Origin of the sequence: Nonomuraea sp. NPDC003804, assembly GCF_040610675.1 — a bacterium.
Lineage (GTDB): Bacteria > Actinomycetota > Actinomycetes > Streptosporangiales > Streptosporangiaceae > Nonomuraea.
The window spans coordinates 148,265-173,059 of record NZ_JBEXMT010000009.1 but is presented as its reverse complement, the minus strand read 5'-3'; the positions used below and the strand labels follow the sequence as shown (position 1 = coordinate 173,059).

Genomic DNA, 24,795 nt, shown 5'->3' with positions numbered 1-24,795 from the left:
TGCGCCGGGGGTCTGCTTTCTCATCTGGGAAGGGCCTGTTCGTCGCCGCGCTGGGAGCGCTCCAGGTATGTACGGGCGTGGTCGAGTTCGACGGTCAGGTTGTTGACCGTGATCGCCATGTTCTCCACGGCCTGCGCCTTGAACGTGTCGATCGTGTCCATGGTGGCGTAGATGTTGTCGAACGCCTTGCGCAGCGCGTCCATGCCGACCGTGGTGGAGGCCGCCTGCGTCTGGATGTCCGCGGCCTGGGTGCGCAGCATTTCGCTGGTCGCCACGATCAGATCCGACGTGGTCGTGTTGAGGGCGGCGATCTGGTCGAGCACCAGCTTCTGGTTGGCCAGCGCCTGCGCGACGGTCACCGCGGTGCGCAGCGCGGCGATCGTCGTCGTGGTCGCGCGGTCCACACCCTTGATCAGCTCGTGGTTGTTCTTGCGGATCAGGTCGAGGGCGAGGTAACCCTGAGCGGAGACCGCGAGCTGGGTCAGCAGGTCCTGGTGCTTCTGCCGGATGCCGAAGAGCGCGTCCGAGCGCAGCGCGGTCGCCTTCTCCGAGTCGGCCGTCTCCACCCGCATGATCTGTGCTTCGACCGCGGAGTCGAGGGCGGCGGCGAGCAGGGCGTACTCCTGGAGCTTGGTCATCGACTCCCAGAGGTTGGCCTTCTCGCCCTCGATGGCCGCGTTGTCCTTCAGAAGCTCGTCCTGCCCGGACTTCAGGGCACGGATGATGTCGTCGATGTGCTGTTGAGCCGACTGATACTTCGCGAAATAGTCGCGCAGCCTGTCGCCGAACGGAATCATGCCCAGCAGCTTCCTGCCGGGGCCCGACGCCTGCTTGGGGTCGAGCTCGACGATCGTGCGGCGCAGCGCGAGCAGCTGGCCCGCCACCGCCACCTGCGCGTCGTTGCCCTCACCCCTGGCTGACGCGAGCGCCGCCACGGGACGTCGCAGCATGCGGTTGGCGACCTGGGACGACGCCCGGATCTCCGAGTCGCCCATCGAGGTGATGTCGTGCACCTTGCGGGTGAACTCGGGGGAGCGTGGGTCCAGCTCGCTGAGCTCCTCGGCGAAGCCCTTGGCCTTCTCGGCCAGCTCGTCGCCGCGTCCCTCGGATATGGGCAGCATGGTAGCCGCCTTCTCCACGGGCACCTTGGCCACGGGTTCGGGCGGGCTGAGAACGAGATCGCTCACGTGGTGTCTCCTGCGGGCAGTAGTGAAGGCGGGGTCACGGGGTGGGGGAGGGGGCCGCGCCGGACCGGTACAGCTTCTCGACCTCGGTGATCATGCTCTCCAGTCGCTCGTAGGCGGGAGGCTCGACCACGTCGATCAAGCTGGACGGCAGCGGTGCCCTGGTCTTGGCCACCATGTCGCCGAACGCCTTGGGGGCGGCGGTGCGGAAGCCGTAGGCCGCGGCGAGGCGCCCGAGTTCCGGATCCTCCTGCAGCAGGCGGCCCACCTCGGTGCCCTGGGCGCTGAGCGGGACGAGAGTGTGCTTGCTCAGGACCGTCGGCGAGGGGTACAGCAGCCGCATGTCAGGGCGGATCGAACCGTCACCGGCGAAGAGACGGGAGGCGTACTGCGCTTCGTAGATCATGACCATGGGCGTCTTGCCGATGCCCTGGGACAGGTAGTCCTCGAACGGCGCCTCGCTGGAGGTCTCGGAGTAGCCCTGGTCGAGGAAGAGCGGCGCGACTTCCTCGACCACCTCGGAGACCTGCGCGTTGGAGCTCACCACGTCGTCGCCGTTGGCCACGTAGCCGGCTATGGAGAGATACATCGCCGCGGAGTTCGACGTGCGGATGTCGGTGGTGGTGAGCAGCACCCGCTTGCGCGCGGGGTAGGCGGTGTTGCCAGGGAGCCTGTCCCACCGGGTCCCCTTCGCCACCAGGTCAAGATATTTCTTGATATCGAGGATCTGGTATCCCTGACCGGAATCCCGGACGACTCCCGCCTTGGCGAGGACGTCCACGATCGGCTCGAAGGTGGCGACCGCCATCGGAGAGGAGAACGGCGCGAACGTGCGGGCGGCGCCGTGGTCGCGTTTGATCTTCTCGGCGGCCGGCACGCTCGACGGGAACGCGAAGCCGTACTTCTTCGGGTCCACCGAGGCCGCGATCTGGCGCGATCCGGCGGTGTCGACCTCGACCCGCAGGCCGTGCCCGGCGAAGACGGCCTGTACCCGCCGGTCGTCGAAGAAGGGCTTCTTCTCCGACCCGATCACCCCGCGGACAAGGACGAGGTCTTCCTTCTCGGCGCCGTCTCCGCTGCGGTCGCCCACCACGATCGCCACCACCACGGCGGCACCGAGGAGCAGCGCCAGCCCGACGCCGATCCATCGCTTCATTTGGTTCCCCAATAACTCACCCCGTATCGCCGCATACCGGCGCTCCCTATCGGATTATGTGAGATACCAGGGTTGTTGGCAGCGACTTACGTATAACGCGTTGACAATTAAGCTCCTGTTCACGGAAAGGTCACTAGGTGATTGACTGAACGGTTCGCTAAACGGCCATACTCCATGAAATGGGATGATTGACGCGATGGCGGGCGGGTACTCGATCGGTCGCCATCGATTCCCCGAAAATCCGTGTCGGTGAATTCGCTGGCGCGTCGACTTCTTGAGCTGGATGGCCTCGACAATGCGCGCCCCCAAACTGGACGAATTGCCCTTTATTGGACATAAAGGTCCAACGCTTCCCTTGTGGGCATCCCGCCAGCGTTATGATCTTCCTTTTCCTCGGTCAGGCTGAACAGCCCGGCCGGGGTCCATGCTGACGGGGCCGTCACGAGCGCCCCCATGAATGGGACTGGGAGATCCGTTATGAAGCGTGCACTGATCGCATTAGGTATCGGCTTGGGCCTGGTGGGCTCCACCGTCGTCTCCTCACCGGCTCTGGCCGCGAGCCCGGTGATGCTCCCTCTGGCCTCCAGCGTGTCGGCTGCTCAGCAGGCCGCGACGTTCTGGCTCGCCGACGGGGCCGCCAACCTGAAGAGCGCCACACCCTACGCCGTCCAGACCGTGGTCCATGGGGAACGGACGTCCACCGCCATCGCCCCCGACGGCAAGCCCGGCCTGGTCGCGCCGATGCCGGGTCCGCTCTCGCTGACGGGAAAGCTGCCGACTACCTCGGGCAAGGTGTTCTTCGTCGGCGCCGACGGTCAGCCGCACTGGTGTACGGGCACCGCCATGCGGTCGAACTATCGCAACCTCGTCGCCACCGCCGGTCACTGCGTGTACGACACCCAGCGCGCAGGCGCCGCGCTCGACAAGTGGGTCTTCGTTCCCGGCTACTCCGAAGGCACGACCCCGTCGGGCCTGTACGTCGGAAAGCAGGCCGTCGCCCACTACGACTTCGACGTGTACGCCGACTACGACCGCGACTTCGCCTTCGTGAACGTGTACAACGGCGTCGTCTCGTCCTCCTCCGGCGTGCTGACCGATGCCGGCAGGCTGGTCGACAGCGTCGGCGGGCAGGGCTTCCTCTACAACCAGCCGACGCCTTCCTCGGTCGACGTCTTCGGCTACCCTGCCGGCTTCAACCCCGACGGAACCCAGCCCTACACCGGCCACACCCTCGAATCGTCCACCGGGCCGACATTCCCCGTGAAGCTTTCCGACCTCTCCGCCGACCGACCCGTCGGTGTCGACTCCCGGTTCACCGGTGAGGGCTCCCTCGGCTCCTCCTGGCTGTACCACTACAGCCGAGACAGCCGCCTCGGCTACCTGAACGGCATAACGATCAGCGTCTCCGACACCGACGGCGACGACCGCTACGACACCAGCGTCTCCCCGTACTTCGACGGTGAAGTGGCTGCGGTCTACTCCGCCGCGAACCAGCTCGCGAGCGGTCCCATCGTGTAGAAGGCCGCTGCGCCCGCCCCGCCGGGCGGGCGCAGCGTTGTTCGGGTGGAACTCGGCGTGTTCGTCGCCTTCGAAGGCCTCGATGACGAGGCCGAACAGCACTCCGTCGAACCTGCGCTGGAAGGGCCGGATGGCGATGTCGTCGAAGCGGACGCCGGGGAGGGCGTCGGGCGGATCTTCTCGACAGGTTGTGCCGGTTTCGTACGGCAGGCGACGCCCGGACGGCTGATGTGGGATCGACACCCGCCGCCGGGCCTGGTCTCAGGACGTGATGACGACCTTGCCCGGAGCGTGCCCCTCTTCCTGATACCTGATGGCCTCAGGGATCTCCTCGAACGGGTAGACCCGGTCGATGACCGGGGTGACCTTGCCGTCTTCGATGAGCTCGGTCAGCGTCAGCAGGTTCCGCTTGTTCTGCGTGCAGCGGACCACGTCCGCCAAGGCCATCCTCTGGGACACGAACGGCGACACCGCGAGCGTCGAGAACATGCGGCCGGCGGGTCGCACCCATCGGCCGGCGGGCCCGCCGACGACGACGTAGGTGCCCTTGGGGGTCAACGCCCGCCGGCAGGCCGCTCCCGGATGGCCGCCCGCGACGTCCAGCAGCAGGTCGTAGCGCTGCCCGTTCCGGGTGAAGTCCTCTCGGGTGTAGTCGATGACCTCGTCCGCGCCGAGCGACCGGACCAGGTCCACGTTCCGCGTGCTGCAGACGCCGGTGACCTTCGCGCCGAACGCCTTGGCGATCTGCACGGCGAACGTGCCCACGCCTCCTGAGGCTCCGTTGACGAGCACACGCTGCCCCGGCTGAACGCGTCCCTGGTCGCGCAGTCCGATCAGGGCGGTGCCGGCGGCCATCGGTACCGCGGCCGCCTGCTCGAACGACAGGTTCGTCGGTCGCGATGCCAGTTCGCCTTCCCGGACGCAGACGTACTCGGCGAAGCCGCCCTGCTTGGGCATCGCGAACACCTCGTCGCCGAGGCGGAACTCTGTCACGTCCTTGCCGACCGCCTCGACCTGCCCCGCCACGTCGGCGCCCAGGACGCTGATGTTCGGCCTGCGCAGTCCGGGGCCGCCGCCCATCAGGCGCGCGATGTACGGCTCGCCTCTCATGAAGTGCCAGTCGTACGGCTGGACGGAGGTGGCGCGTACCCGGACCAGCACCTCGTCGTCGCCTGGCACGGGCGTCTCGATCTCGACGAGATCCAGGACGTCGGGTGAGCCGTACGAGCGCAGGACGAACGCCTTCATCACATTCTCCTCATCCACGGCGAGTGCGGACTTCCATCGGGGGCCGTCACGCTCCCGCATCGACGGCGTGTCGTGAAAATCAGCGTAGAAGGCGTGGTCAGGGGGCTCATCAGCCGAAAGTACGCCCGTTTGGCGGACGATCGGCCAGGTCAGGCAGGGCCGTTCTGCCGATGACCCGCCGTCGCCTCAGCCGTCACGATCGAAGGCATGACCGACGAGAGCCCGGCGGGACGCCTGCCGTCGCCGCAGCCGCCGCGAGCCGGCCGGTTGAAGGACGGCCGGAGCGAGGCCACAGCCCCGTCCTCGAGGGCGGGGTGGCTCGTGCCGACCGCGCTGATCGTGCTCGGCGCCGTTCCCGTGGTCGCCGGTGCCGTACGCCTGACCGAGCTTGCCGGCGGCGCGGCGATCACGCCGGAGAACGGACGGTTCTTCGCGGCGCCCCTGCCCGTGGTGCTGCACATCATCGGCGCCAGTGTGTACAGCGTGCTGGGCGCCTTCCAGTTCGCGGCGGGGTTCCGCCGCCGCAGGCCGGGCTGGCACCGTGTCGCCGGGCGGCTGCTGGTTCCGTGTGGACTCCTCGCGGCGCTGGCGGGGCTGTGGATGTCCCTGTTCTATCCTCGCCCCGAGGGTGACGGCGCACTCCTCGCGGGGTTCCGGCTCGTGTTCGGCGCGGCCATGGTCCTGTCCTTGCCCTGGGCCTGGCCGCGATCCGGCGGCGGGACGTCGCCGGGCACCGCGCCTGGATGGTCCGTGGTTACGCGATCGGCCTGGGCGCGGGCACGCAGGCGGTGGTGCTGGCGCTCTGGTTCCTGCTCATCGGCACGCCCGGCGAGATCTCCAGGGCGCTGCTCCTGGGCGGCGGCTGGGTGATCAATCTCGCCGTGGCCGAACGGATCATCCGCGGCGGGACCCGCCCTTCTCAGGGCCGCTGGACACGGTTGGTCTCGTAGGCCCACATGGCGATCTCGACGCGGTTGCGGGCGCCGAGCTTGGCCATGAGGCTGGCGATGTGGGACTTGACGGTGCTGAGTGAGATGCGTAGCTCGTCGGCGATCTCGTTGTTGGTTCGCCCGCGTGCCACAGTGGCCAGGATCTGTTCTTCACGTTCCGTGAGCACCTCGACGGGGTGCGCGGGGGGAGAGGCGGGCCCGGTACGGGCGAAGGCGCCGAGCAGCCGGGCGGTGATGCTCGGAGCGATGAGCGCGTCGCCGCTGGCGGCGGCGTGGACGGCCTGCGAGAGCAGGTGTGCGCCGGCGTTCTTGAGCAGAAACCCGCGGGCGCCGGCCCTCAGGGCGGCGTAGACGTACTCGTCGAGATCGAACGTGGTGATGACGACCACGGCGAGGGGGTCCTCGACGGACGGCCCGGCGAGGGAACGGGTCGCCTCGATGCCGTCGAGGCCTGGCATGCGGATGTCGAACAGGCACACGTCCGGGCGCAGGCGCCGCGCGAGCTCGACGGCTCGCCGCCCGTCGGCGGCCTCACCGATGACCTCGATGTCCGGCTGGGCGTCGAGGATCATCGAGAGCCCGGTACGGACGATCTCCTGGTCGTCGGCGACGATCACCCGGATGCTCATGTCACCGACCCGGTTCGAGGCAGCACCGCGGTCACCGTCCATCCCCGGTCGGGGTCGGGGCCGGCGACGCAGGTGCCGCCGAGCAGGTCGGCGCGTTCGATCATGCCGATGAGCCCGTACCCCGGCGACCCGGTCTGGCGCAGGAGGCTGCTGTCGCCGTCGTCGCTCACGCGCAGGCGCACCGACGTGTCGTCGGCGGCGACGCGGACCACGATGCGGGTGGCATGGCGCGCATGCCGCCTGGCGTTGGTGACCGACTCCTGGGCCAGGCGGTACAGCGCGGCCCCGACCAGCGGGGGAAGGTCGTCGAGGTCGCCCGAGATCTCCACGTCGACGGCCGGGACGGAGGGGCCCTGGCTCGCGAGCCGTTCGAGATCGGCGACGCCCCGTCCGGGCGCCAGGTCCGCCTGCTGGTCCTGGCGAAGGACACGGACCATGGTGCGCATCTCGGCGAGGGCGCGCGCCGCCTCCGCCTCGATCACGTGGAGTGCCTCGGTCGCGGCGTTCGGCCGCGACGCCGACGTGGCGATGCCCGCCTGCGCGCGGATCGCCATCGCCGAGACGTGATGAGCGACGGTGTCGTGCAGGTCGCGGGCCAGCTGTTCGCGTTCGAGCAGCTTGACCTGGTCGAGCTCGCGCATCCTCGCCCTGGCCCGGTACCGGGACGCCACTCCCAGGGCGATGGCCGACGACATGACCGCGAACGCCGCCACCGCGTCGGCGAGGACGATGCGGTCGAAGACGATCGAGAGGAGGACCGCGACGAGCATGATCGCCAACCCGGCCGCGGCCTCGCGTCCCGACCCCCACCGGAACAACGCGTACACCAGGACCAGCAGGTACACCATCGTGTACGTCTCCGGAGACTCGCCGCCCGTCAACAGCGGGGCCAGGCTCGTGGTTCCGAAGGCGATCGCGAGCATCGGCAGCGGTCTGGTCCTGCGCCACAGCAACGTGGGCACCAGCCCGAGAGTGACCAGCACCGAGACGGCCCGCCAGGGAAGGTCCGGCCGCAGGGCTCCCTCGAGAACCGCGATCGGCACGAGGACACCCACGAGCGCCCAGTCCCGCCACACCCGCGGTGGCGGGTCGGGGGGACGTGGCTCGTTCCACGCGGAGCGAAGGAGGCCGTACACCAAATCATGGTAACGAGTGCCCCTGTCCAGCCCGAAGAGCAAGTTCACATTTCCCGCGGGATCGGACGTTACGGCGGGAGCGCTTGCCGACCCCTTGGCGGTCGTCCCCGGCGTACCGGAGCCGGCGTAGCTCGGGGTGGTGCTCGTAGGCGATCCGGGCTCGCCGCCTCCGGCAGCCCTGCCGGAGGCGGCGAGGTCGCATCACGCGACGGCGGTCCCCTCGAGCTCGACCATCAGGTCGGGGATCGCCAGCCGTGTCACCCCGAGCATCGTGGTGGCCGGTGCCACCCCGGCGGCGCCCAACCGCGACGCCAGCACGCCGTAGTGCTCGAACAGCCGATCGACGTCGGTGGTGTAGACGTTGAGCCGGACGAGGTTCGCGAGGGACATGCCGGCCTCGCCGAGCACGGCTTCCAGGTTGTCGATGCTCAGCGCCAACTGCGCCGCCATGTCATCGGCATGCTGGGGCTTGCCGTCGCCGCTCATCGCGGTCTGCCCGGCGCAGTACAGGGTCCGGGTGTGCCCGGAGACGACCTCACCCTGGTTGTAGCCCAGCTCCACCGACCACGGCCACGGGTTGACCGCCGTTCGCTCCACTGCCATATCAGCTCCATAGGATTCGTCGACATTACGGACGCCCGTCGGCTCGGTAGCCACCGCCTTTGACGTCGTGTTGCCAAGCCTCTCGGCAAATCACGACATCCTGTGTCGTGTATCCCTGTAGGGTTTTTGGATGCGCGCTGACCGGTTGGTCTCGCTGGTGCTGCTGCTGCGGCAGCACGGCCGGCTGTCCGCAGCCACGCTGGCCCGCGAGCTGGAGGTATCCACCCGCACCGTGCTGCGCGACATCGAGGCGCTGTCCGCAGCCGGCGTCCCGGTCTACGCCGAACGCGGCCGGCACGGCGGGTTCGCGTTGTTGCCCGGCTTCCGGACCGAGCTCACCGGACTGAACCACGACGAGGCCCTTGCCCTGCTGATCGCCGGATCGCGGCGCGGCGCGCAGGCATTCGGCCTCGGCTCGGCGCTCGCTTCGGCGATGCTCAAGGTGGTTGACGCGCTACCCGAAAGCTATCGGGACACCGCGGCCGGCGCGGCCGAGCGATTGCTCATCGACCCGGAGACCGACCTCCTCTCGCGTCGGCTGGTCGCTGAGGAGGTGCCTGACGCCGTAGTGGCCGAGGTCCGGCGCGCGGTGCTCGCCGGACACAGACTGCGCATCCACTACGCGGCTGTGGACCAGACGCCGAAGTGGCGCACGGTGGACCCGATCGGCCTGGTCACCGTACGCGACCAGGGCTACTTGCTGGCCACGAGGTCCGGCGCGGACCGCACCTACCGGCTGTCCCGGGTCCTGTCCGCCGAGGAACTCCCCGAACCGGCACAGCGTCCAGACCGGGTCGATCTGGACCGGGTCTGGCGGCAACGCAGCACGCAGTTTCGGACCGGCGGCGACCAGGTCACCGTGCTGGTACGGGTGGACCCGGCCCGGCGGGAGGACCTGGTGGGCACCGCGCTGGCCGTCCTCGCCGAGGAACTCGACTCGGACGGCCGGCTGCGGCTGGAGGTGACCTTCCAAGATCCGAGACACGCCGAATGGGCGCTGTGGCAGCTGGCCACGAACGCGGAAGCCCTGGCCCCGCAGTGGTTGCGCAACTCCCTGCGCGACCGCGCCGCCGCGATCGCCACCCGCTACGGAGCGTCCTCCTGAGAGTCGCCGCCTTCTCCGGGCCGCCGCCTGGTAGGTGCCGAGCGCCGAACGACGCGTGCACAACGCGCGGCGCCGCCTTGCGGCAGACGGTCATGGTCTGTTCGTCCGACGGCGGCCTTGATCTGAGTGGAGCACGTCGACCTTGCCGGCGAGTACGTCGGCGGCTCTACCCGCCGCGGGCAGCGCGACGGAGCTTCGCGAGCGGCACGGCTGGCCTGTCTGGGGGTTTGATCGATCACCCTGAGTGGCAGGAGCGTCGACAGGGATCGCGAGGCATGGTCAGGCGACCAGGCGCAACCAGGCTTCCGCGAGTGCGGCGTGACCGGCCGGCGTCGGGTGCACGCCGTCCGCAGCCCAGTACTCCGGTCCGGTCGTCGCGGCGAGCTCGGCGAACATGCCGTCGGCGGCGAGCAGGTGCGCGCCGTACTTGAGGGCGAGCTCGCGCACGACCTGGATCTTCGGGTCCAGGTCGGCGCGCCACTTCTTCCGGTCCTCTACGCCGAGGTGCGCGTCGCCGACCTCGACACGGCCGCGAATCGGCAGGAGGAACGGCTCGACGAGGACCAGGTCGGCGCCGGCCTCGGCGAGGGGCGCGAGCAGGCGGTCGTAACCTGCCGCGTAGTCCTCCGCGGGGATCACGTAGCCGTCCGGGGCGTACGTGTGCCAGCCGACGTCATTGACGCCGACGAGGATCGACACCACGTCGGGGCGTGCGTCGAGCACGTCCGCCTGCCATCGGGGTTCGAGGTCCATCACCTTGTCGCCCGCGATGGCGGAGTTCAGCCAGGTCACGGCCCGGTCCGGGTGCCGGAGTCCCCACTCGCCCGCGATGCGCAGCGGGTAGCCGAAGCCGAGGCCCTGTTCGCTCTCCAGCCGTTGGCAGTCGGTGATCGAATCGCCGGTGAACATCACGGTGCTTCCCGGTCGGAGGGTGATCGTCATGTGTTCTCCTGAAAGTCGGGTCAAGTGGTGTCAACGTTGCCCATGGCAGTGATGGGGGGCGGGGTAGCTGCTTCAGATCGCCGGACTGCCGAACCAACGGCGGGCGGCCCGCTCGAACGCTTCACGATCAGGGACGCGATCACCTGCCCAGGCGACCATGCCGTCAGGCCGGACGAGCACGGCACCCAGTCCGAGGTCGTTTCTCGCCGGCCCGGCTGCGTATCGCATCCGCCCCTCCCAGCTCATCGCTGAGCGGTGGAGGCGTCGGCCGATGCTGAAATCGAGCGCGACGCCTCGCCCGTCCTGCATCAGGTCGCCGAGGCGAGTGCCGTCCTCAAGACGAAGGTCCGGAGCGTTACGGCCGATCAGCGGCTGCTCGCTGCCGAGGTCGTAGCGGATCGACGATCCCGACATCTTGTCGAACACGTAGGTCGTTGCGTCACGGGTCCCGATCAGGTCGCGGATCACGGCCTGCCAGTAGGAGTGGAACGGCCAACCGGGTTTAGTGTCACATCTGTTGACAGTGCTCCATGATGGAGCCGACACCCTCACTGGGCTCATGGCGTGGCAGGGGAAAGCTGATGTGCGAGGAGGCCATCCATGGCGGTACCGACGTTGACCCCTGAGCAGCGGGCTGTGGCGGTGGTTAAGGCCGCCGAGGCGCGGAGGGCGCGTAGCGAACTGTTGGCTGGGGTCCGGGCCGGGACGGTCACGGTGGCGCAAGTGTTCGCCCGGGCGGAGGAAGAGATCGTTGTCCAGAAGACGAGGGTCGTTCAGGTGCTGCGAGCGGTGCCTGGTTATGGGCCGGCGAAGGTCGCCGCGTTGATGGCGACGTGCGGGGTCGAGGCGAAGCGACGCGTCGGCGGACTTGAGGAGGCGCAGCGCGAGCGGCTGCTCACAGCGTTTGCGGGGTAGTTCCTGATCCTCCGCCTGGGTCGGCCCGATGGGCGGGCTGCAGGACCTGGTCCTGCAGACGCTGTCGAAGCTCGGCTTGTTCGGGCGTGAGCGGATCGTCTGGGCGTCGGATGCGGGTTCGGCGGGGGCGGGGGATGTGGTCGGCGTCCTGGAGGCTGGCGAAGTCGGCGTGCGCCTGGGCGACGGCCTCGGGGTATGCCTCCTGCTTCTCGTGCTCGGCGAGCGCTCGGTAGATGCTCGCGACGCTGGGGGCCAGGCCCTTGCGTTTGCCGGTGGGGATGATCAGGTCGGGCTGGATCTGCTCGACCGATTCCCCGTTCGCCCGGCGGCGGAGCACGGTGTGCAGCATGTCGTCGGTGATGACGGGCGGCCGGCCGCCGTGCTTGCCCTTGCGGGCCGCCGCGTCGAGTCCTTCGAGGGTCGACTCGCGGACGTTCTCCCGTTCGGTCTCGGCCATCGCCGCGAAGAACGCGAACAGCAGGCGGCCGGGCCCGCTGGGGTCGTACATCCCGGGCAGGGGCCCGGCGAGCATCTCCAGGACCAGGCCGTGCGCGGTGAGGTGATCGGCCAGGGCGGTGAGTTCGGCGGCGTCGCGGCCCAGGCGCTTCATCTCGTAGACGGTGAAGATGACCCGGCAGTGCGGGGCGTGGGCCTTGATCTGGCGGGCCAGCGCGAGCGCGGCCTCAAACTGTGGCCTTACGCGCACCCGGGTGCTGATCTTCTCGGAGAAGATCTTCTCGCGGCCGATGCCGTGCGCGGACAGCGCGTCCAGTTGCGATTGCAGCTCCTGAGTGAGCGAGCTGCACCGTGCGTACCCGATGCGGATGTCGGCGGTCGGAGCGTCCGGTGCGAGGGCGAGCGGAACCGGGGTGCCGGGGCGCCACGGCTGGCCGGGTCCGCGGTCGGCGGGGGTCGGCACACGCAGGAGCTTGGCGAGCCGGGGCACCTTGGTGAAGCGGCCGGTGTGGTAGGTGCCTGCGACCGCGCCGGAGCGCGCGCGGCACGGCGAGCCGGGCTCGGCCGTGCAGCGGGGGCAGGGGTGCCGCTCGACCTCGTCGGCATCGCGGTCGGCATCGCTGGGGGATGTCTCTTGAGGGGCCGTCATGCCCATGGATACTTTCACAAACATTTCTCAGAAGTACCCCGAACCCATCTTTGCGTGAGAACGAGTTCTGCGAACCGAACCGGGGCTTCGCGATTCCCGCGCAGCTCTTTTTGATCTTGCTCTGGGAATGGATCGTTTATGAGAACGCCGACAGCAGTCGTCGTCGCCCGCCGTTGCCGAAGGAGTGGCTACGCGCCGTGCCCTGGGCGATGCTCTCCGGTGCTTCGGCGGGAGCTCGGTGCACGGCAGGGGCGTGACGGTCGGGGCGGCGTCGTTCGCTTTTGGCTGGCCGTTCTTGCGGCTGCGCCGTGTTCTGGCTCCGGCCCCGGATCTTGCGCGATCTTCACGACGTCGAGCCCGGCGGCACGGGCCTGCGTGGACATCCGCGCCTGGATGGACCAGTGAACGAGGCCCCAAGCCGTTCGCGTGGACCAAGACAGCCGAGGAGATCCTCGAATCCCCCGCTCAATATTGCCGACGAATTTCAGGTGGATGACACTAGCCCCAGCTCAGGGCGGTATCCGACGGTAATCCTGCCAGTGCGGGACCCTGGAGGACCTCGCGGGCGCCGCCGTCTTCCTGGCCTCAGCGGAGTCGGTCTGGGTGACGGGCGGTGATCTGGTCGTGGACGGTGGCGACGCGGTGGTGTGAAAGCAACCGCACCGGCAGGCCGCGCTATCCGGTGGGCGGGTTCCCGGTTACCTGGCGGGCGGTGACCAGGCCTGATTCGTAGGCCGCGATGACCGCCTGGGCGCGGTCGCGCACGGAGAGCTTGTCGAAGATGCTGGTGATGTAGTTCTTGACGGTAGAGAGGCTGAGGCCGAGGGCGCGGGAGATCTCGGTGTTGTCGAGGCCCGTGGCCATCAGCCGCCATACCTCGACCTCGCGGGGTGTGAGTTCGTCCAGGCCCGTGGGTGTCGGCCGGGTGCCGTGAGGCGCCCGTACGTAGGTGGAGATCAGCTGGGTGAGCAGGCGTGGAGCGACGGCGGCGTCGCCGGCGTGGACGGTGCGGATCGCCGCGCTCAGGTCCTCAGGTGAGCTGTCCTTGGGCAGGAACCCGTAGGCTCCGGCGCGCAGGGCGCCCACGAGGTACTCGTCCATGTCGAAGGTGCTGAGGGCCAGGACCCGGCTGCCGGGCACGGTGGAGGCGAGTTCCCTGGTCGCGCCGACTCCGTCGAGGACGGGCATCCTGATGTCCATCACCACGACGTCGGGGCGTAGTTGGCGGGCAAGGGTGACGGCCTGCGCGCCGTTCTCGGCCTCTCCCACGACCTCGAAGGACGGGTCGGGGGAAAGGATCAGCGACAGGCCGCGCCGTACCAGCAACTGGTCGTCCACGATCAGCACTCTGATCGGCGGCGCGGTCATGGGTGCGCCCCTTCGTGCTGGACGGCCTCGTCCGTGGTCAGCGGCAGGTCGGCCACCACGGCGAACCCCCCGTCGGCCTGCGGGCCCGCGGTGAGGGTGCCGCCGTGCAGGGCGACGCGTTCGCGCATGCCGATCAGGCCGTATCCGCCGGCGCGCGCCCCCTCCTGTGGCGGGCTGCCCCCGCCGTCGTCGCGTACTTCGATGGTGACTCGATCCTGACGGTAGGTCAGCTTCATGGACGCGCGGGCTGTCCCCGCGTGCTTGCGGGTGTTGGTGAGGGCCTCCTGGGCGATCCTGAACACTGTGAGGCCGATGGTCGGCGGCAACGGGCGCCACTGTCCGTGGACGCTGAACTCGGTCGGCACTCCGGCGAGGCGGGATTCGGTCGCCAGGCGGTCGAGGTCGTCGGCGTCCGGCTGGGGCTGGGACGGCGCGGCCGGGGGTTCGTCGCCGTCCCGTAGGACGTCCAGGAGCTGGCGCATCTCGCGCAGCGCGAGCCGCCCGGAGGACTCGAGGGTGACCAGGGCGTCCTTGACCACCTCCGGTTCTGCGAGGTTGGCCCGCGCTCCGCCGGCCATCAGCTGCATGGTGGTGATGTGGTGGGCCACGATGTCGTGCAACTCCCGTGCGATGCGGCGGCGTTCGTCGGCCACCGCACGGTCGGCGAGGAGTCTGCGGTTGGCGTCCACTTCCCGCTGCCAGCGGTTCATCGCCATGGCGGCGCCGACGACGATCAGGGTGGTGAGGGGCGGGGTGATCGCGTCCTGCCAGGGCGGAATGCGGCCGTTGCTCTGGCTCAGCAGCGTCACCGCTACCGTGACGACGGCCGCGAGCGCCGTCACGCGGTCGGGGCAGGCCCTGGCGACCGAGTACAGGGCGACCACCAGCACGGCGCCGAAGTGCCAGGGCAGCGGCACGGTCAGGGTGGCAGTCGCGTCGAGTGCCAGGACGGCGGCGAGCGTCGCCACCGGGTAGCGACGCCGGGCCAGCAGCGGAAGGGCTGTCAGCGCGACGAAGAGGAACCCGGTCACGCTCACGGTGTGCCGGCCGTCGGAGGCGTTGAAGAACACGTAGCTGAGCAGGTTCATCACGCAGGCGCCGCCGATCACGAGCGCGTCGTTACGGCTCCACGGCAGCTCCCGGGCATCGCCGGACCCGACGTATCGGCTCCTGGACATGTCTGACTTCCCCCTGTACCAGGCCTCTTGGCCCCCGAACCAGGGTTGCACAGCAGTCGGAATGCTCTCACCGCGCGGACCCGGACTAGGACCAGGGTCCTGGTCGCGGCCGCGGGGGAGGACTCAGGGCCCCGGTCAGGATCATCCGCTGCCAGGAGGTTCGCTGCTCTTCTGACTGATGGTCTGGATACCGGCCGGGAACCCCGGCACCAGGTGAATCTGCCAGGAGGCAAAAATGAGTGTTGGCCAGCGCCGATTCCATGCGGTCGTGGCGACAACGGCCGTGGCCGTGTCGGCCGGTGTGCTGGCGGTGAGCCCGGCGCACGCTTCTTCCCCCGGTTACGACCGGGCGGCCCTGCAAGCGGACCTGGACGCGATCCGCGACGCCGGCACGCTGGGAGTGCAGGCTCGGGTGCTCTCGCCCCGCGCCGATCTGGCCGCATCCAGTGGTACGGCGGTGCTGGGCCGTAAGGTGCCGGTCCCGAGCGGCGGGCATTTCCGGATGGGCAGCAACACCAAGACCTTTGTCGCCGCCGTGATCCTGCAGCTCGAGGCGGAAGGGCGGCTCTCCGTCAACGACAGCGTCGAGCGGTGGCTTCCCGGGCTGGTGCGCGGCAACGGCAACGACGGGCGCGCGATCACCGTCAAGCACCTGCTCCAGCACACCAGCGGCCTGCACGACTCCGTAGGCGACATTGAGAAGAAGATGCACACGGAGCGGGGTTACCGCACTTACCGGTTCCTGCGCATGAGCCCGCGGCGGCTGGTGGCGCTCAGCGTCGGCCATCGACCGCTGTTCGCCCCCGGCTCCCGCTGGAGCTATTCCAACATCAACTACACCTTGGCCGGGATGATCATCGAGAAGGCCGTCGGCAACTCCTGGCGCGAGGAGGTGACGCGCCGGATCATCAAGCCGCTGAAGCTGCGGAACACGACCCTGCCCGGCGACTCCCCGCTCCTGCCCAAGCCGCACGTGCAGTCCTACACCGAGGACGCCAAAACCGCGCGCCCGTTCCGCTCCACCCTGCTCAGCCTCGGCTGGGCCGGCGCGGCGGGCGAGGCCGTCACCACCACAGAAGACCTGGCCAGGTTCTGGCGTGCACTGCTGGGCGGGCAGGTGCTGTCGCAGCAACAGCTGAAGAAGATGATGACCACGGTCCCCGTCGGCGTGCCCGGCAGGGAGTTCGGGCTGGGTATGGCCAAGCAGCGACTGAGCTGCGGAGTCACGGCCTGGACGCACCCCGGCGGCACCCCCGGGTTCATCACCGACAACGCCGTCACCCAGGACGGCCGTACCAGCGTGATCGTCTCCCGGACCACCTACCCCGGCACGCGAGAGCAGGGCCAGGCTACGGCCCGCCTGATCGACAACGCACTCTGCGCCGCCTCCGTCCGCAGGAGCACGTCGTGATCCGCGCCTTGACCGGATATTCCACCAGACACCCATGGAAGGTCATCGCCCTCTGGGCGGTGCTGGGCGTCGCGTTGAGCGCCCTGACCCCGACCCTGTTCGACCGGGTCACCCAGAACCAGACCGGGGACTTCCTGCCTCGCAGCTACGACTCGGCCGCCGCCCTGAACATCGCCAAGGAGCGGTTCGGGGTGAATCCCGACGCGACCACGGTGACGGTGCTGGTCGCCCGCTCCGACGGTAAGGCCCTCAACGCCGCTGACCAGGAGCGGGTCGAGGCCGAGGCGGCGAAGCTGGCCAAGCGCCGGGTGATCATGCCAAGGGAGGACGACGGTCCGCAGCAGTACCTGGTCCCCGACCGCTCCCAGACCCCCACGATCGCCCCGGCGATGACGGCGCCCGACCGGAGTTTCGAGCTGCTCTCCGTCGAACTGATCGGCAATCGTGCGGATAGGGGCGTCCAGGGCGTCTACCGGACCTTCAGGGACGCCGCCCGGACGCAGTTCTCAGAGGCGGGGATGCGTACCGGTTTCACCGGGCCTCTCGCCGACGCCGTCGACACCGTCGATTCCCGCAAGATCGCCACGACGGTCGGGGGCGGGCTCATCATGGGGCTCATCATCCTGCTCAACGTGCTGGTGTTTCGCAGCGTGCTGGCGGCCCTGCTGCCGTTGCTCGCGGTCGCCCTGATCGGCTTCGTGGCCGCGGGTGCCGTCGCGGGCGCCGCGATGATCAGCGGGCTCAAGCTCGACGCGAGCACCCCCGGGCTGATCAACGTGGTCTTGTTCGGCATTGGCATCGACTACCTGTTGTTCCTGCTGTTCCGCTTCCGCGAGGCACTGCGGGCCAGGCCCGAGCAGTCAGCCCGCGAGGTGGCCGGGCAGGTCTCCGGCCGGGTGGGCACCGCGATCACCTCGGCGGCGCTGACCATCGTGGCCGCCTTCGCCACGCTGGGACTGGCGACCTTCGGGCAGTTCCGCTCGATGGGCCCCGCGATCGCCGTCGCGATCCTGGTGATGCTGCTCGGCAGCCTCACCCTGCTGCCGGCGCTGCTCGCGGCCACCGGCCGCAAGATGTTCTGGCCCTCCAGCACGGCCTTGCACCGCGAGACGCGCGAGGGCCGTGCCGCCCGCTTGGGTGAGCTGGTCACGCGACGCCCGCTGATGATGCTGACCGCCTCTGTCGCCCTGCTCGCCGCACTGGCCGCCGGGCTGATCGGCATCCGCATGGACTACGGCCAGGGCAGCCCCGGCACCCAGACCCCCGCCGCAGCCACCGCGGCCGAGATCTCCCATGCGCTGCCGGCCGGCGTGTCGGACCCGACGAGCGTCTTTGTTACCTCCAAGGACGACGGCGCCCTCACCGCCGACCGGCTGGACGGTCTATCCCGTGCGCTCACCCAGGTTAAGGGTGTGGGCCGAGTCGCGAAGACCGTCCTGAACAAGGACCACCGCGCCGCCAGGATCGACCTCTATCCGACCGCGGACCCGCAGAGCCAGCAGGCCCGCGACCTGGCCTCCGGACCGATCAGGGCCACGGTCGCCCAGCACACGCCCGCCGGGACGACGGCACACGTGGGCGGGACCCCGGCGATCATCGCCGACATCTCGACGGCCGTCGAGCACGACCTCACGATCGTGTTCCCGGTCGCGGCCGCGCTGATCGCGCTGATCCTCCTGCTGCTCCTGCGCAGCCTGCTCGCGCCGGTGATCCTGATGCTCTCCGTCGGGCTCGGCTTCGCCGCCACCCTCGGCGCCGCCACCCTGCTGTTCCAGCACATACTCGGCAAGCCGGGCGTCAGCTTCACCCTCCCGCTCGTGTTGTTCCTGTTCGTCGTCGCCCTGGGCACCGACTACAACATCCTGATCACCGACCGGATCCGGGAGGAGATGCGGCGACCAGGTCCGGCCCGCGCCGCCGTGGCCCGCGCCGTACGGCACACGACACCGGCCATCACGACGGCCGGCGTGGTGCTAGCCGCTTCCTTCGCCAGCCTCGCCACGTCCTCGGGCAACGAACAGATCGCCTTCGCGATGACGCTGGGCATCATGGTTTCCGCGCTTGTGGTGTCGCTAGTGCTGGTCCCCGCACTCGCCGCACTGCTCGGTCGGGCCGTCTGGTGGCCGGTCCGCCCTCGACCTACCACGAACCCGCAGGACCGTGCGCCCGAACCCGCCCCGGCACCCGACCGGGCCCCAGCCTCTTGGGGCTCGCCATAGCCGCCGCCCCTGACGGCATGGAAGGGGTACGGCCGGAGTACGCCAGAAACACACCGCTTGGTGCAGGTATCTCGCCTGGTGTCAGCAGCCGTGTCGTCGTGCTCGGAGGTGATGCGGGCAGAGGTCTCCCGCCGAGACTGTTCCGACCCGAGGGAAAGCGCGTACGGTACAAACGGTTCCGGTGCAGGTTCACCCCCGATTACCGCTGACCGGGGGTGCGCAGCGGCCGGAAGTTGCCCTCGCGCACAGCCTCGGGCAGGGAGAAGTTGTAGCGGCCCAGGAAGTTGAGCCACTCGAAGCCGAGCGGGGACAGGCGGGCGATATCGGCGGTGGCTATCTTCTTGCCCTCGGCGCGGATCTGTTCCAGCGCGCGGGCCGTATAGACGGTGTTCCACAGAATGCAGACGTTGGTTAGCAGGCCCAACGCCCCTAGTTGATCTTCCTGCCCTTCCTTGTACCTCTGGCGTAGCTCGCCTTTCTGCCCGTGGAAGATCTTGCGGGCCAGGGTGTGGCGGGCTTCTTGCCGGTTCAGCTGGGTGTTGACCCGCCGGCGCAGCAGTTCGTCGTTGAAGTAGGAGGCCAGGTAGACCGAGCGATCCAGCTTGCCCAGCTCCATCAGAGCGCGGCCGATCGGGGTGGGGGTGCCGCCGCCGGTCAGGTAGCGAAACAGCTCGGCCGGGCGGACCGCACCGGTCTGCAGGGAGCCGGCCACGCGCAGCAGGTCGTCCCAGTGGTCGTTGATGAGGCCGATGTTCACCCGGGTTTTGATCATGGTGTTGAAGCGGCCGTAGAAAGCAGCAGGGTCAGCCCGGTACAGAGTGGAGCTGCCGACGTCAGCCAGGCGCGGGGAGAACTGCCAGCCCAGCAGCCGGAAGACGCCGAAGGCCAGCTCCGAGGCGCCGGCGGTGTCGGAGACGATCTCGGTGGGCCGCAGCGAAGTCTCCTGTTCCAGCAGGCCTTCCAGGATGTAGTACCAGTCCTTGGGGGTGCCGGGGATGACGATGCCATGGAAGCCGGTGAACTGATCGGAGGTGAAGTTGTAGTAGGTGACGCCGCGCGCGCCTTTGCCCTTGCCGAAGTACTTCGTGTTCGGCCCAGCGTTGATGGTCTTGACCGGGACGACGAAGCGCAGCCCGTCGGCCGAGGCCAGTTCGCCGCCGCCCCAGGTCTGCACGATCTCCTGGGTGGCGTGGTAGTCGACCAGGGTGGCGTTGGCGGCGGTCAGCGTGGCGGCGCGGATGTAGTTCTGCTCGGCCCAAAACAGCCGGTCCAGAGCGAGCGCCGGTTCGTGGTCGCTGGCCATGGGCCGCATCCCGACATTCATGGCCTGGGCGACCAAGACGGCCGCGATCGACTTGACCATGTCCTCTCGCCGGGAGGGCGCCTCGCCGGACACGTGAGTGAAGGCGTCCAGGCAGCCGGTCCACGAGTGCACTTCCAGCAGCACTTCGGGCAGGTCGACGACGGGCATGCGGGCCTCGACGTCGGCGCGTAGCGCGGTCAGTGAGGCGGGTTCGTCCAGCGCTTCCAGCCCGGTCAGGACGAGGTGGTCCTTGCCTTCGGGGGATTTTTCGATGCGCAGCCACTCGTTGCGCACCGATTCCTCGCCCGACAGGCCCGCGGCCAGCTGCTTGTAGGCGAAGTCCAGGGTGCGCGCCCACCGCTGCGTGTCGGCGCCCGGCTCGGCCGACAGGCCCAGGTCGCGGCAGACCATGGCGCGGGCTTTGTCCCAGGCCGCTCCGGCCAGCAGCCCGGCGGTGGGGTCGCCCCATTTGGGCAGGCCGGGCACGAACACCTCGTGGCGGCGCAGGCACTCGCGTAGCCGCTCGACAGTGGCCACCGTGTAGGCCAGCGTGTTGACCTCGCCAGCCTTCTCCCCTCGCTTGGGGAAGACCCGCCGGTGCCAGGCCGAACTCAGGTGCGCCGACGGCACCTCATCCGGGCGCACGGGGCTGCGGCGCCGTTCCAGGCCTTTGAGGAAGTCGATCGCCTCCAGCAGCTCAAAGCCGCGGCGCGCGCCCTGCCCGCCGCCGGAGCGACCGGCTTCGGCCGCGCCGGCGTGGAAGTCGATGACCTTCAGCAGCTTGGTCAAGAACCGGCGGATGGTGGCGTAGCGCTGCAGCAGCTGGTCGTGGAAGTCCTCATCGGGCTCTTGGGCGAGCTCGCCGATGACCTCGGCCGCGGCGTGGATGGCCAGCAGGTCCATGCCGTCCAGCGCGGCCCGCACATCACCGTCCGGGTCGGCGGCCACATCCCGGATCGCCAGCCACACCTCGCGCAACACGATCGCGGCGCTGTCCAGGTCCTTGAGCGTGCGCAGCCGCTCCTTGCCCGCCTTGAACGCCGACGTCCGCACCAGATCACCCATCGCCAAGTCGAACACCTCGATCGCCTCATCAGCTGAGACCGGCTCCATCACCGCGGCGAAGGCGACCAGGGTGGCCAGCTTGCGATCCCCAGCCAGGTCGGCGACCGCCTTGGCCCTGGCGGCCTTGGCGAAACGGGCCAGCGCGGCGACCTTCCCGGCCGGGACCGCCGATAGATCCCACGCTGAGGCGCCCAGGCCGCGTAACTCCACATGCCGCTCCAGCGCCTTGCCCACCCCGGCGGCGGACACGTCGGTCGGGCTCTTGCGCAGCCGGTCCAGGCCCGAGATCCGCCGTCCCTCGGCCACCGTGACCAGCTCTTCCAGCGCGTCCTTCTGGTTCGGGCTGGGCAGCGAGGCCAAGATCTTGTACTGGCGCAGCGCGACCCGCTCACGGATCTCCGACACCAGTCGTTCCACCGTGCTGATGCCGGGTAGCAGAATCTTCGCCTCGACCAGGCGGTGGGTGAGAAGGTCCAGCAGCACGATCGGGCGTTCGTTATTCGACCAGGCCCGCCGGTAGATCCAGCACGCCAGCGCAAACGCGTGCTCCTCGAACACCTCAAAGCCGTAGGCCTCACGGATCTGCTTCTGGTGATCCCAGCGCGCCTCCTTCTCCCCGTACCCCTTCAGCGCGGAGGCGTCCAAGCCGAGTTGCTCGGCGACGTAGTCGACCACCACGGCGGGCACGTCCTCGGGATCGGTCAGGAAGCAGTTCAAGAACCGAGCCGTCCCGAGCTGGACGGCATAGCCGAGCTGGTTGCGGGCCCCGTTGGCGGCCATCGCCCGCCGCCGGTCAGCGGCTTCCAGGTGGAAGAACCCGCCCAGCTGGGTGAAGTCGGGGACCTCGTTGAACCTGCCCCACCGGCCACGCTGGTCCTCGGTGAGGAAGTTGACCGGCATCACGCACTCCCGCTGCTCGTGGGCCAGGCCGGGTCACCGGCCCGCTATCAGCTGAAAGTGTGGCACCTAAATGATCTTCGAGATGTCCGGCCAGAGCTCGCCGAGATATTGATCATGAAATGTAATGTTCGCCGTTCCCCGATCTCGCCATCCCAGCGAGGTTCAGGAGGGCCCCGGAGCGGGCGACAGCTCGGCCAGCATGCGCCGTACCTGCTCGTGTGACATCCCCACCTGCCGGCCGATCCGCCGCAGTCCCCACCCCTCATCCCGCGCATCGGCCATCGCCTGCGCCGAGGCCGCCGCCACCACGCCTTCCAGCATCACCCGCAGCTCCGCCAGCCTGGCCAGCCTGATCGGCGGCGCCACCCCCACCAGCTCCGCGCAGAACCGCTCAACATCCGCCCGGACGAACGCCACGCCCTCAGACTCCGCCATCGGGCAAGACTTGCCTGCTCAAGCCCCACTGTCAACAAATCTGACAGTAAGCCCGGTTCGCCGTACCGCTCCTACTCGGGGCCCATCACCGCCTGGATCGCCTGGGCATGCGGGTCCGGTCTCATGGCCGCCGCCTGGGCGCGCGTCCAGTCGAGCACCCATGCGCCGATCGGATGGCGCTCGTGGGTGTAGGTGTCGACAAGCCCGTCCGGCGCGTAGCCGTGCACGGTCGCCGCGAGCTTCCATCCCAGGTTCATGGCGTCGCCGATGCCGAGGTTGAGTCCCTGTGCTCCGAGGGGAGAGTGGATGTGAGCGGCGTCGCCCGCGAGCAGGACGCGGCCCTGCCGATAGGTCGTCGTCTGCATCGCCCGATCGGTGAAGCTCGAGGCGAGATGGACGTCGCTCAGCGTCACGTCGGTGCCGGACACACGGCGCAGAACCGCCTGGAGATGGTCGCGAGTGGGCCGCTGCGAGCGATCGAACGCGCCGCCGTCGAACTCCATCATGCCGATGTGCCCTTGCGCGGGCATCTGGAGGTACATGCCCGTCGGCGTCAGATTGAACCCGGGGCGCAGCTCGCCGGGTTCGGCGATGGTGGAGAGCATGACGTAGCCGGTGAACTGCGGCTCGGTGCCGACGAAGTCGAAGCCCGCGAGTTTACGCACCGCGCTGCGTCCGCCATCGCAGCCGACGAGCCAGCGCGCCGCGTACTCGTGTTCGCCGGCTCGCGCGACCACGGTCTCATCGTCCTGCGCGATGGCTGAGACCGTGACGCCGCGCCTGACCTCCACGCCGAGCATGGATGCCCGCTCGGACAACACCGTCTCGACGGCTTCGAGGTTCGTCATCACGCCCTCCATCGCCGGGCTGGGAAGCCGGAACGGCAGGGCGCCGACGTCGACCTTGGCCGGATCGAGCATCATGCCGGCGAAGTGGCCCACGCCACGAGGGGGTGACGGCTCGTCCGCGTCGGGGTTCGCGCCGGGATCGTCGTCGACGCCCGACGCCTTCAACAGCGGGTGCAGCATCCCGCGGCGGTAGAACACCTCGACCGACGCGGCGGACAGGCCCCGCATCCCCAGCGGGTCCGCCTTCCACGGGGAGCGGGGCTCCGGCTCCCGCTCAAGCACCAGGACAGAGCAGCCTGCGAGGCCAAGCTCGCAGGCCAGGAACAGACCCACCGGGCCGGCGCCCACGATCACTACGTCATGCACGAGAACTTCCCCTTCCGAAGCTCGCTCTTCAGACAGGCAAAGACTGAGGCGGGCCGCTCACACGGGGCGCACACGGCGCTGACAGAGGCGCACATGGCGCTGACACCCCCGTCCTGCGACGCGTCAGTGCTGCGTTCGAGACCCGGCGTGCTTCGCCTGGTGGCGTGAAGGGGAGGGCGACAGGGCCCGTGGGCGGAAGGAAGCCAGAGCCCTGCCGTGATTTGGGGACTCGAGAGCGCGTGCGCGAAGATCGGGAGATGGACGAGGATGCGCGGCTTCGCGTCACGCTGCTCGGCGCCTTCCAGGCGTCCCGCGGTGGCGCCGCCGTGCCCGTTCCTGGTGCGCGGTCGCAGGGCCTGCTCGTACGGCTGGCGCTCGCCGGCGGGCGCGCGGTCGAGCAGGGCGTCCTGGTCGACGCGATCTGGGCCGAGAACCCGCCGGCCGGCCCCGCCCACGCCCTGCAGGCTCTCGTCTCGCGGCTGCGCCGGACTCTCGGCTCGGCCGGCGACGTCACGCAGGTCGCGGGCGGCTATCGGCTGGACGTGGACGCGGCCGACGTGGACGCGCTGCGGTTCGAACAGCTCGCCGCCGCCGGCCGTGACCGCCTGCGCGCCGACGACCCGAATGCCGCGGCGGCCATGCTCGGCGAGGCCGTGGCGCTGTGGGACGACCGTCCCGGCGCCGAGCCTGCGGTCGTCGCCGCGGTGGCGCCCGCCGCCGCGACCCGGCTGGCCCACGCCTCGGTCGAGGCCGTCGCCGACCTCGCCGACGCCGAGCTGTCCCTGGGCCGTGCCGAGGCGGCCGCCGCCCGCCTGACCGTCCTGCTCGCCGAGCACCCCGTCCATGAGCGGGCGGCCGCGCTGCTCATGGACGCGCTCGCCGCCCAGGGGCGTCGCTCTGTCGGCAAGAGGCGAGCGTGCGGTCGCGCTTGTCGAGCCAGGTGAGGAACGATGTCGCGTATTTGATCTGATCGGCAGCGTCGCGGCGGACACTCGGCGTGATGTTGCTCCGCTCGGCGCGGTCTCGAAGAGCGGGAAGGACGCGCCAGGTTGCGAACAGTCGGATCGTCTTGATGTGCAAGGGGTTGGTGACGCTGGCCAGGCGGCCGGGGAGCCAGCGTTGGAAGGAGCAGATGTATTTGTCGACGGCGGGTTGGACACCGCTGGCCATCAGGAGTTCTTCCAGGTGAGCGATGGTCCGCCAGGGCTGGA

At 69.3% G+C, this 24,795-nt stretch carries 22 protein-coding genes and 1 pseudogene; 8 read left to right on the top strand and 15 right to left on the bottom strand.

The window, feature by feature from the left end:
* Positions 1-20: 20 nt before the first annotated feature.
* Together ABZX22_RS14900 and ABZX22_RS14895 are read right to left on the bottom strand one after the other, a co-directional pair.
* Positions 21-1,187: a toxic anion resistance protein gene (locus ABZX22_RS14900; protein ID WP_354908675.1), complete on the bottom strand. Its 1,167-nt coding sequence runs from the start codon at positions 1,185-1,187 to the stop codon at positions 21-23.
* A 34-nt stretch (positions 1,188-1,221) separates the two neighbouring features.
* Complete coding sequence (locus ABZX22_RS14895; protein ID WP_354908673.1) at positions 1,222-2,340, bottom strand: hypothetical protein; 1,119 nt, start codon at positions 2,338-2,340, stop codon at positions 1,222-1,224.
* Positions 2,341-2,817: 477 nt separating this feature from the next.
* Here ABZX22_RS14895 and ABZX22_RS14890 point away from each other — a divergent pair, with 477 nt between their 5' ends.
* Positions 2,818-3,858: a hypothetical protein gene (locus tag ABZX22_RS14890; RefSeq protein WP_354908671.1), complete on the top strand. Its 1,041-nt coding sequence runs from the start codon at positions 2,818-2,820 to the stop codon at positions 3,856-3,858.
* Positions 3,859-4,119: 261 nt separating this feature from the next.
* Here ABZX22_RS14890 and ABZX22_RS14885 read toward each other — a convergent pair whose 3' ends face one another.
* Together ABZX22_RS14885 and ABZX22_RS14880 are read right to left on the bottom strand one after the other, a co-directional pair.
* The gene (locus ABZX22_RS14885) at positions 4,120-5,106 is read right to left on the bottom strand and encodes an NAD(P)-dependent alcohol dehydrogenase (protein WP_354908669.1); all 987 of its coding nucleotides are present in this window, start codon (positions 5,104-5,106) and stop codon (positions 4,120-4,122) included.
* A 149-nt stretch (positions 5,107-5,255) separates the two neighbouring features.
* Positions 5,256-5,570 carry a hypothetical protein gene (locus tag ABZX22_RS14880; RefSeq protein WP_354908892.1) on the bottom strand — a complete coding sequence of 105 codons (315 nt, stop codon included), beginning with the start codon at positions 5,568-5,570 and terminating at the stop codon, positions 5,256-5,258.
* Between ABZX22_RS14880 and ABZX22_RS14875 the strand changes: the two are divergent.
* Positions 5,464-6,056 (top strand): annotated as a pseudogene (locus tag ABZX22_RS14875) (DUF2306 domain-containing protein). The gene ABZX22_RS14880 and the pseudogene ABZX22_RS14875 overlap by 107 nt on opposite strands.
* On the opposite strand, the gene ABZX22_RS14870 reads toward ABZX22_RS14875, so the two are convergent.
* From ABZX22_RS14870 to ABZX22_RS14860, 3 genes are all read right to left on the bottom strand, one after another.
* Entirely contained in the window at positions 6,026-6,685 is a 660-nt protein-coding gene (locus ABZX22_RS14870; protein WP_354908667.1) for a response regulator transcription factor, read from the bottom strand. The pseudogene ABZX22_RS14875 and the gene ABZX22_RS14870 sit on opposite strands and share 31 nt — an antisense overlap.
* A complete protein-coding gene (locus tag ABZX22_RS14865) occupies positions 6,682-7,821 on the bottom strand; it encodes a histidine kinase (protein ID WP_354908665.1) in 1,140 nt (379 codons plus the stop codon). The genes ABZX22_RS14870 and ABZX22_RS14865 overlap by 4 nt, the downstream gene beginning before the upstream one ends.
* 201 nt (positions 7,822-8,022) lie before the next feature.
* Entirely contained in the window at positions 8,023-8,418 is a 396-nt protein-coding gene (locus ABZX22_RS14860) for a RidA family protein (protein ID WP_354908890.1), read from the bottom strand.
* Positions 8,419-8,554: 136 nt separating this feature from the next.
* On the opposite strand from ABZX22_RS14860, the gene ABZX22_RS14855 reads away from it, so the two are divergent.
* Positions 8,555-9,529: a WYL domain-containing protein gene (locus ABZX22_RS14855; protein WP_354908662.1), complete on the top strand. Its 975-nt coding sequence runs from the start codon at positions 8,555-8,557 to the stop codon at positions 9,527-9,529.
* Between the two features lie 279 nt (positions 9,530-9,808).
* Here ABZX22_RS14855 and ABZX22_RS14850 read toward each other — a convergent pair whose 3' ends face one another.
* Positions 9,809-10,471 carry an SGNH/GDSL hydrolase family protein gene (locus ABZX22_RS14850; RefSeq protein ID WP_354908659.1) on the bottom strand — a complete coding sequence of 221 codons (663 nt, stop codon included), beginning with the start codon at positions 10,469-10,471 and terminating at the stop codon, positions 9,809-9,811.
* Positions 10,472-10,543: 72 nt separating this feature from the next.
* On the bottom strand, positions 10,544-10,939 hold the full coding sequence (locus ABZX22_RS14845) for a hypothetical protein (RefSeq protein ID WP_354908657.1): 396 nt from the start codon (positions 10,937-10,939) through the stop codon (positions 10,544-10,546).
* 132 nt (positions 10,940-11,071) lie between these two features.
* Between ABZX22_RS14845 and mihF the strand changes: the two genes are divergently transcribed.
* Entirely contained in the window at positions 11,072-11,386 is a 315-nt protein-coding gene (mihF, locus tag ABZX22_RS14840) for an integration host factor, actinobacterial type (RefSeq protein ID WP_354908654.1), read from the top strand.
* Here mihF and ABZX22_RS14835 read toward each other — a convergent pair.
* On the bottom strand, positions 11,367-12,491 hold the full coding sequence (locus ABZX22_RS14835; RefSeq protein WP_354908651.1) for a recombinase family protein: 1,125 nt from the start codon (positions 12,489-12,491) through the stop codon (positions 11,367-11,369). The genes mihF and ABZX22_RS14835 overlap by 20 nt on opposite strands.
* Before the next feature lie 549 nt (positions 12,492-13,040).
* On the opposite strand from ABZX22_RS14835, the gene ABZX22_RS14830 reads away from it, so the two are divergent.
* The gene (locus ABZX22_RS14830; protein ID WP_354908887.1) at positions 13,041-13,142 is read left to right on the top strand and encodes a hypothetical protein; all 102 of its coding nucleotides are present in this window, start codon (positions 13,041-13,043) and stop codon (positions 13,140-13,142) included.
* 24 nt (positions 13,143-13,166) lie between these two features.
* On the opposite strand, the gene ABZX22_RS14825 is transcribed toward ABZX22_RS14830, so the two are convergent.
* Positions 13,167-13,859, bottom strand: a complete 693-nt coding sequence (locus ABZX22_RS14825) for a response regulator transcription factor (RefSeq protein ID WP_354908648.1) — start codon at positions 13,857-13,859, stop codon at positions 13,167-13,169.
* The gene (locus tag ABZX22_RS14820; RefSeq protein ID WP_354908645.1) at positions 13,856-15,037 is read right to left on the bottom strand and encodes a sensor histidine kinase; all 1,182 of its coding nucleotides are present in this window, start codon (positions 15,035-15,037) and stop codon (positions 13,856-13,858) included. Before ABZX22_RS14820 ends, ABZX22_RS14825 begins: the two co-directional genes overlap by 4 nt.
* A 268-nt stretch (positions 15,038-15,305) precedes the next feature.
* Here ABZX22_RS14820 and ABZX22_RS14815 point away from each other — a divergent pair, with 268 nt between their 5' ends.
* The gene (locus ABZX22_RS14815) at positions 15,306-16,448 is read left to right on the top strand and encodes a serine hydrolase domain-containing protein (RefSeq protein WP_354908643.1); all 1,143 of its coding nucleotides are present in this window, start codon (positions 15,306-15,308) and stop codon (positions 16,446-16,448) included.
* A complete protein-coding gene (locus ABZX22_RS14810) occupies positions 16,445-18,667 on the top strand; it encodes an MMPL family transporter (RefSeq protein ID WP_354908640.1) in 2,223 nt (740 codons plus the stop codon). Before ABZX22_RS14815 ends, ABZX22_RS14810 begins: the two co-directional genes overlap by 4 nt.
* Before the next feature lie 199 nt (positions 18,668-18,866).
* Here the strand turns inward: ABZX22_RS14810 and ABZX22_RS14805 are convergent, their stop codons facing one another.
* The 3 genes from ABZX22_RS14805 to ABZX22_RS14795 all read right to left on the bottom strand — a co-directional run bounded on the left by ABZX22_RS14805 (position 18,867) and on the right by ABZX22_RS14795 (position 23,572).
* On the bottom strand, positions 18,867-21,935 hold the full coding sequence (locus tag ABZX22_RS14805) for a Tn3 family transposase (RefSeq protein WP_354908638.1): 3,069 nt from the start codon (positions 21,933-21,935) through the stop codon (positions 18,867-18,869).
* Between the two features lie 162 nt (positions 21,936-22,097).
* A complete protein-coding gene (locus ABZX22_RS14800) occupies positions 22,098-22,370 on the bottom strand; it encodes a hypothetical protein (protein ID WP_354908635.1) in 273 nt (90 codons plus the stop codon).
* A 71-nt stretch (positions 22,371-22,441) separates the two neighbouring features.
* On the bottom strand, positions 22,442-23,572 hold the full coding sequence (locus ABZX22_RS14795; protein ID WP_354908632.1) for an FAD-dependent monooxygenase: 1,131 nt from the start codon (positions 23,570-23,572) through the stop codon (positions 22,442-22,444).
* A 269-nt stretch (positions 23,573-23,841) separates the two neighbouring features.
* Between ABZX22_RS14795 and ABZX22_RS14790 the strand changes: the two genes are divergently transcribed.
* Complete coding sequence (locus ABZX22_RS14790) at positions 23,842-24,528, top strand: BTAD domain-containing putative transcriptional regulator (RefSeq protein ID WP_354908631.1); 687 nt, start codon at positions 23,842-23,844, stop codon at positions 24,526-24,528.
* The last annotated feature ends 267 nt before the right edge of the window (positions 24,529-24,795 follow it).

Excerpts from the sequence above, each read along its gene's own strand:
- ABZX22_RS14895 (WP_354908673.1), bottom strand. The coding sequence starts at position 2,340 with ATGAAGCGATGGATCGGCGTCGGGCTGGCGCTGCTCCTCGGTGCCGCC.
- ABZX22_RS14890 (WP_354908671.1), top strand. The coding sequence starts at position 2,818 with ATGAAGCGTGCACTGATCGCATTAGGTATCGGCTTGGGCCTGGTGGGC.
- ABZX22_RS14885 (WP_354908669.1), bottom strand. The coding sequence starts at position 5,106 with ATGAAGGCGTTCGTCCTGCGCTCGTACGGCTCACCCGACGTCCTGGAT.
- ABZX22_RS14880 (WP_354908892.1), bottom strand. The coding sequence starts at position 5,570 with ATGATGTGCAGCACCACGGGCAGGGGCGCCGCGAAGAACCGTCCGTTC.
- ABZX22_RS14870 (WP_354908667.1), bottom strand. The coding sequence starts at position 6,685 with ATGAGCATCCGGGTGATCGTCGCCGACGACCAGGAGATCGTCCGTACC.
- ABZX22_RS14855 (WP_354908662.1), top strand. The coding sequence starts at position 8,555 with ATGCGCGCTGACCGGTTGGTCTCGCTGGTGCTGCTGCTGCGGCAGCAC.
- ABZX22_RS14850 (WP_354908659.1), bottom strand. The coding sequence starts at position 10,471 with ATGACGATCACCCTCCGACCGGGAAGCACCGTGATGTTCACCGGCGAT.
- mihF (WP_354908654.1), top strand. The coding sequence starts at position 11,072 with ATGGCGGTACCGACGTTGACCCCTGAGCAGCGGGCTGTGGCGGTGGTT.
- ABZX22_RS14835 (WP_354908651.1), bottom strand. The coding sequence starts at position 12,491 with ATGACGGCCCCTCAAGAGACATCCCCCAGCGATGCCGACCGCGATGCC.
- ABZX22_RS14825 (WP_354908648.1), bottom strand. The coding sequence starts at position 13,859 with ATGACCGCGCCGCCGATCAGAGTGCTGATCGTGGACGACCAGTTGCTG.
- ABZX22_RS14820 (WP_354908645.1), bottom strand. The coding sequence starts at position 15,037 with ATGTCCAGGAGCCGATACGTCGGGTCCGGCGATGCCCGGGAGCTGCCG.
- ABZX22_RS14805 (WP_354908638.1), bottom strand. The coding sequence starts at position 21,935 with ATGCCGGTCAACTTCCTCACCGAGGACCAGCGTGGCCGGTGGGGCAGG.
- ABZX22_RS14800 (WP_354908635.1), bottom strand. The coding sequence starts at position 22,370 with ATGGCGGAGTCTGAGGGCGTGGCGTTCGTCCGGGCGGATGTTGAGCGG.
- ABZX22_RS14790 (WP_354908631.1), top strand. The coding sequence starts at position 23,842 with ATGGACGAGGATGCGCGGCTTCGCGTCACGCTGCTCGGCGCCTTCCAG.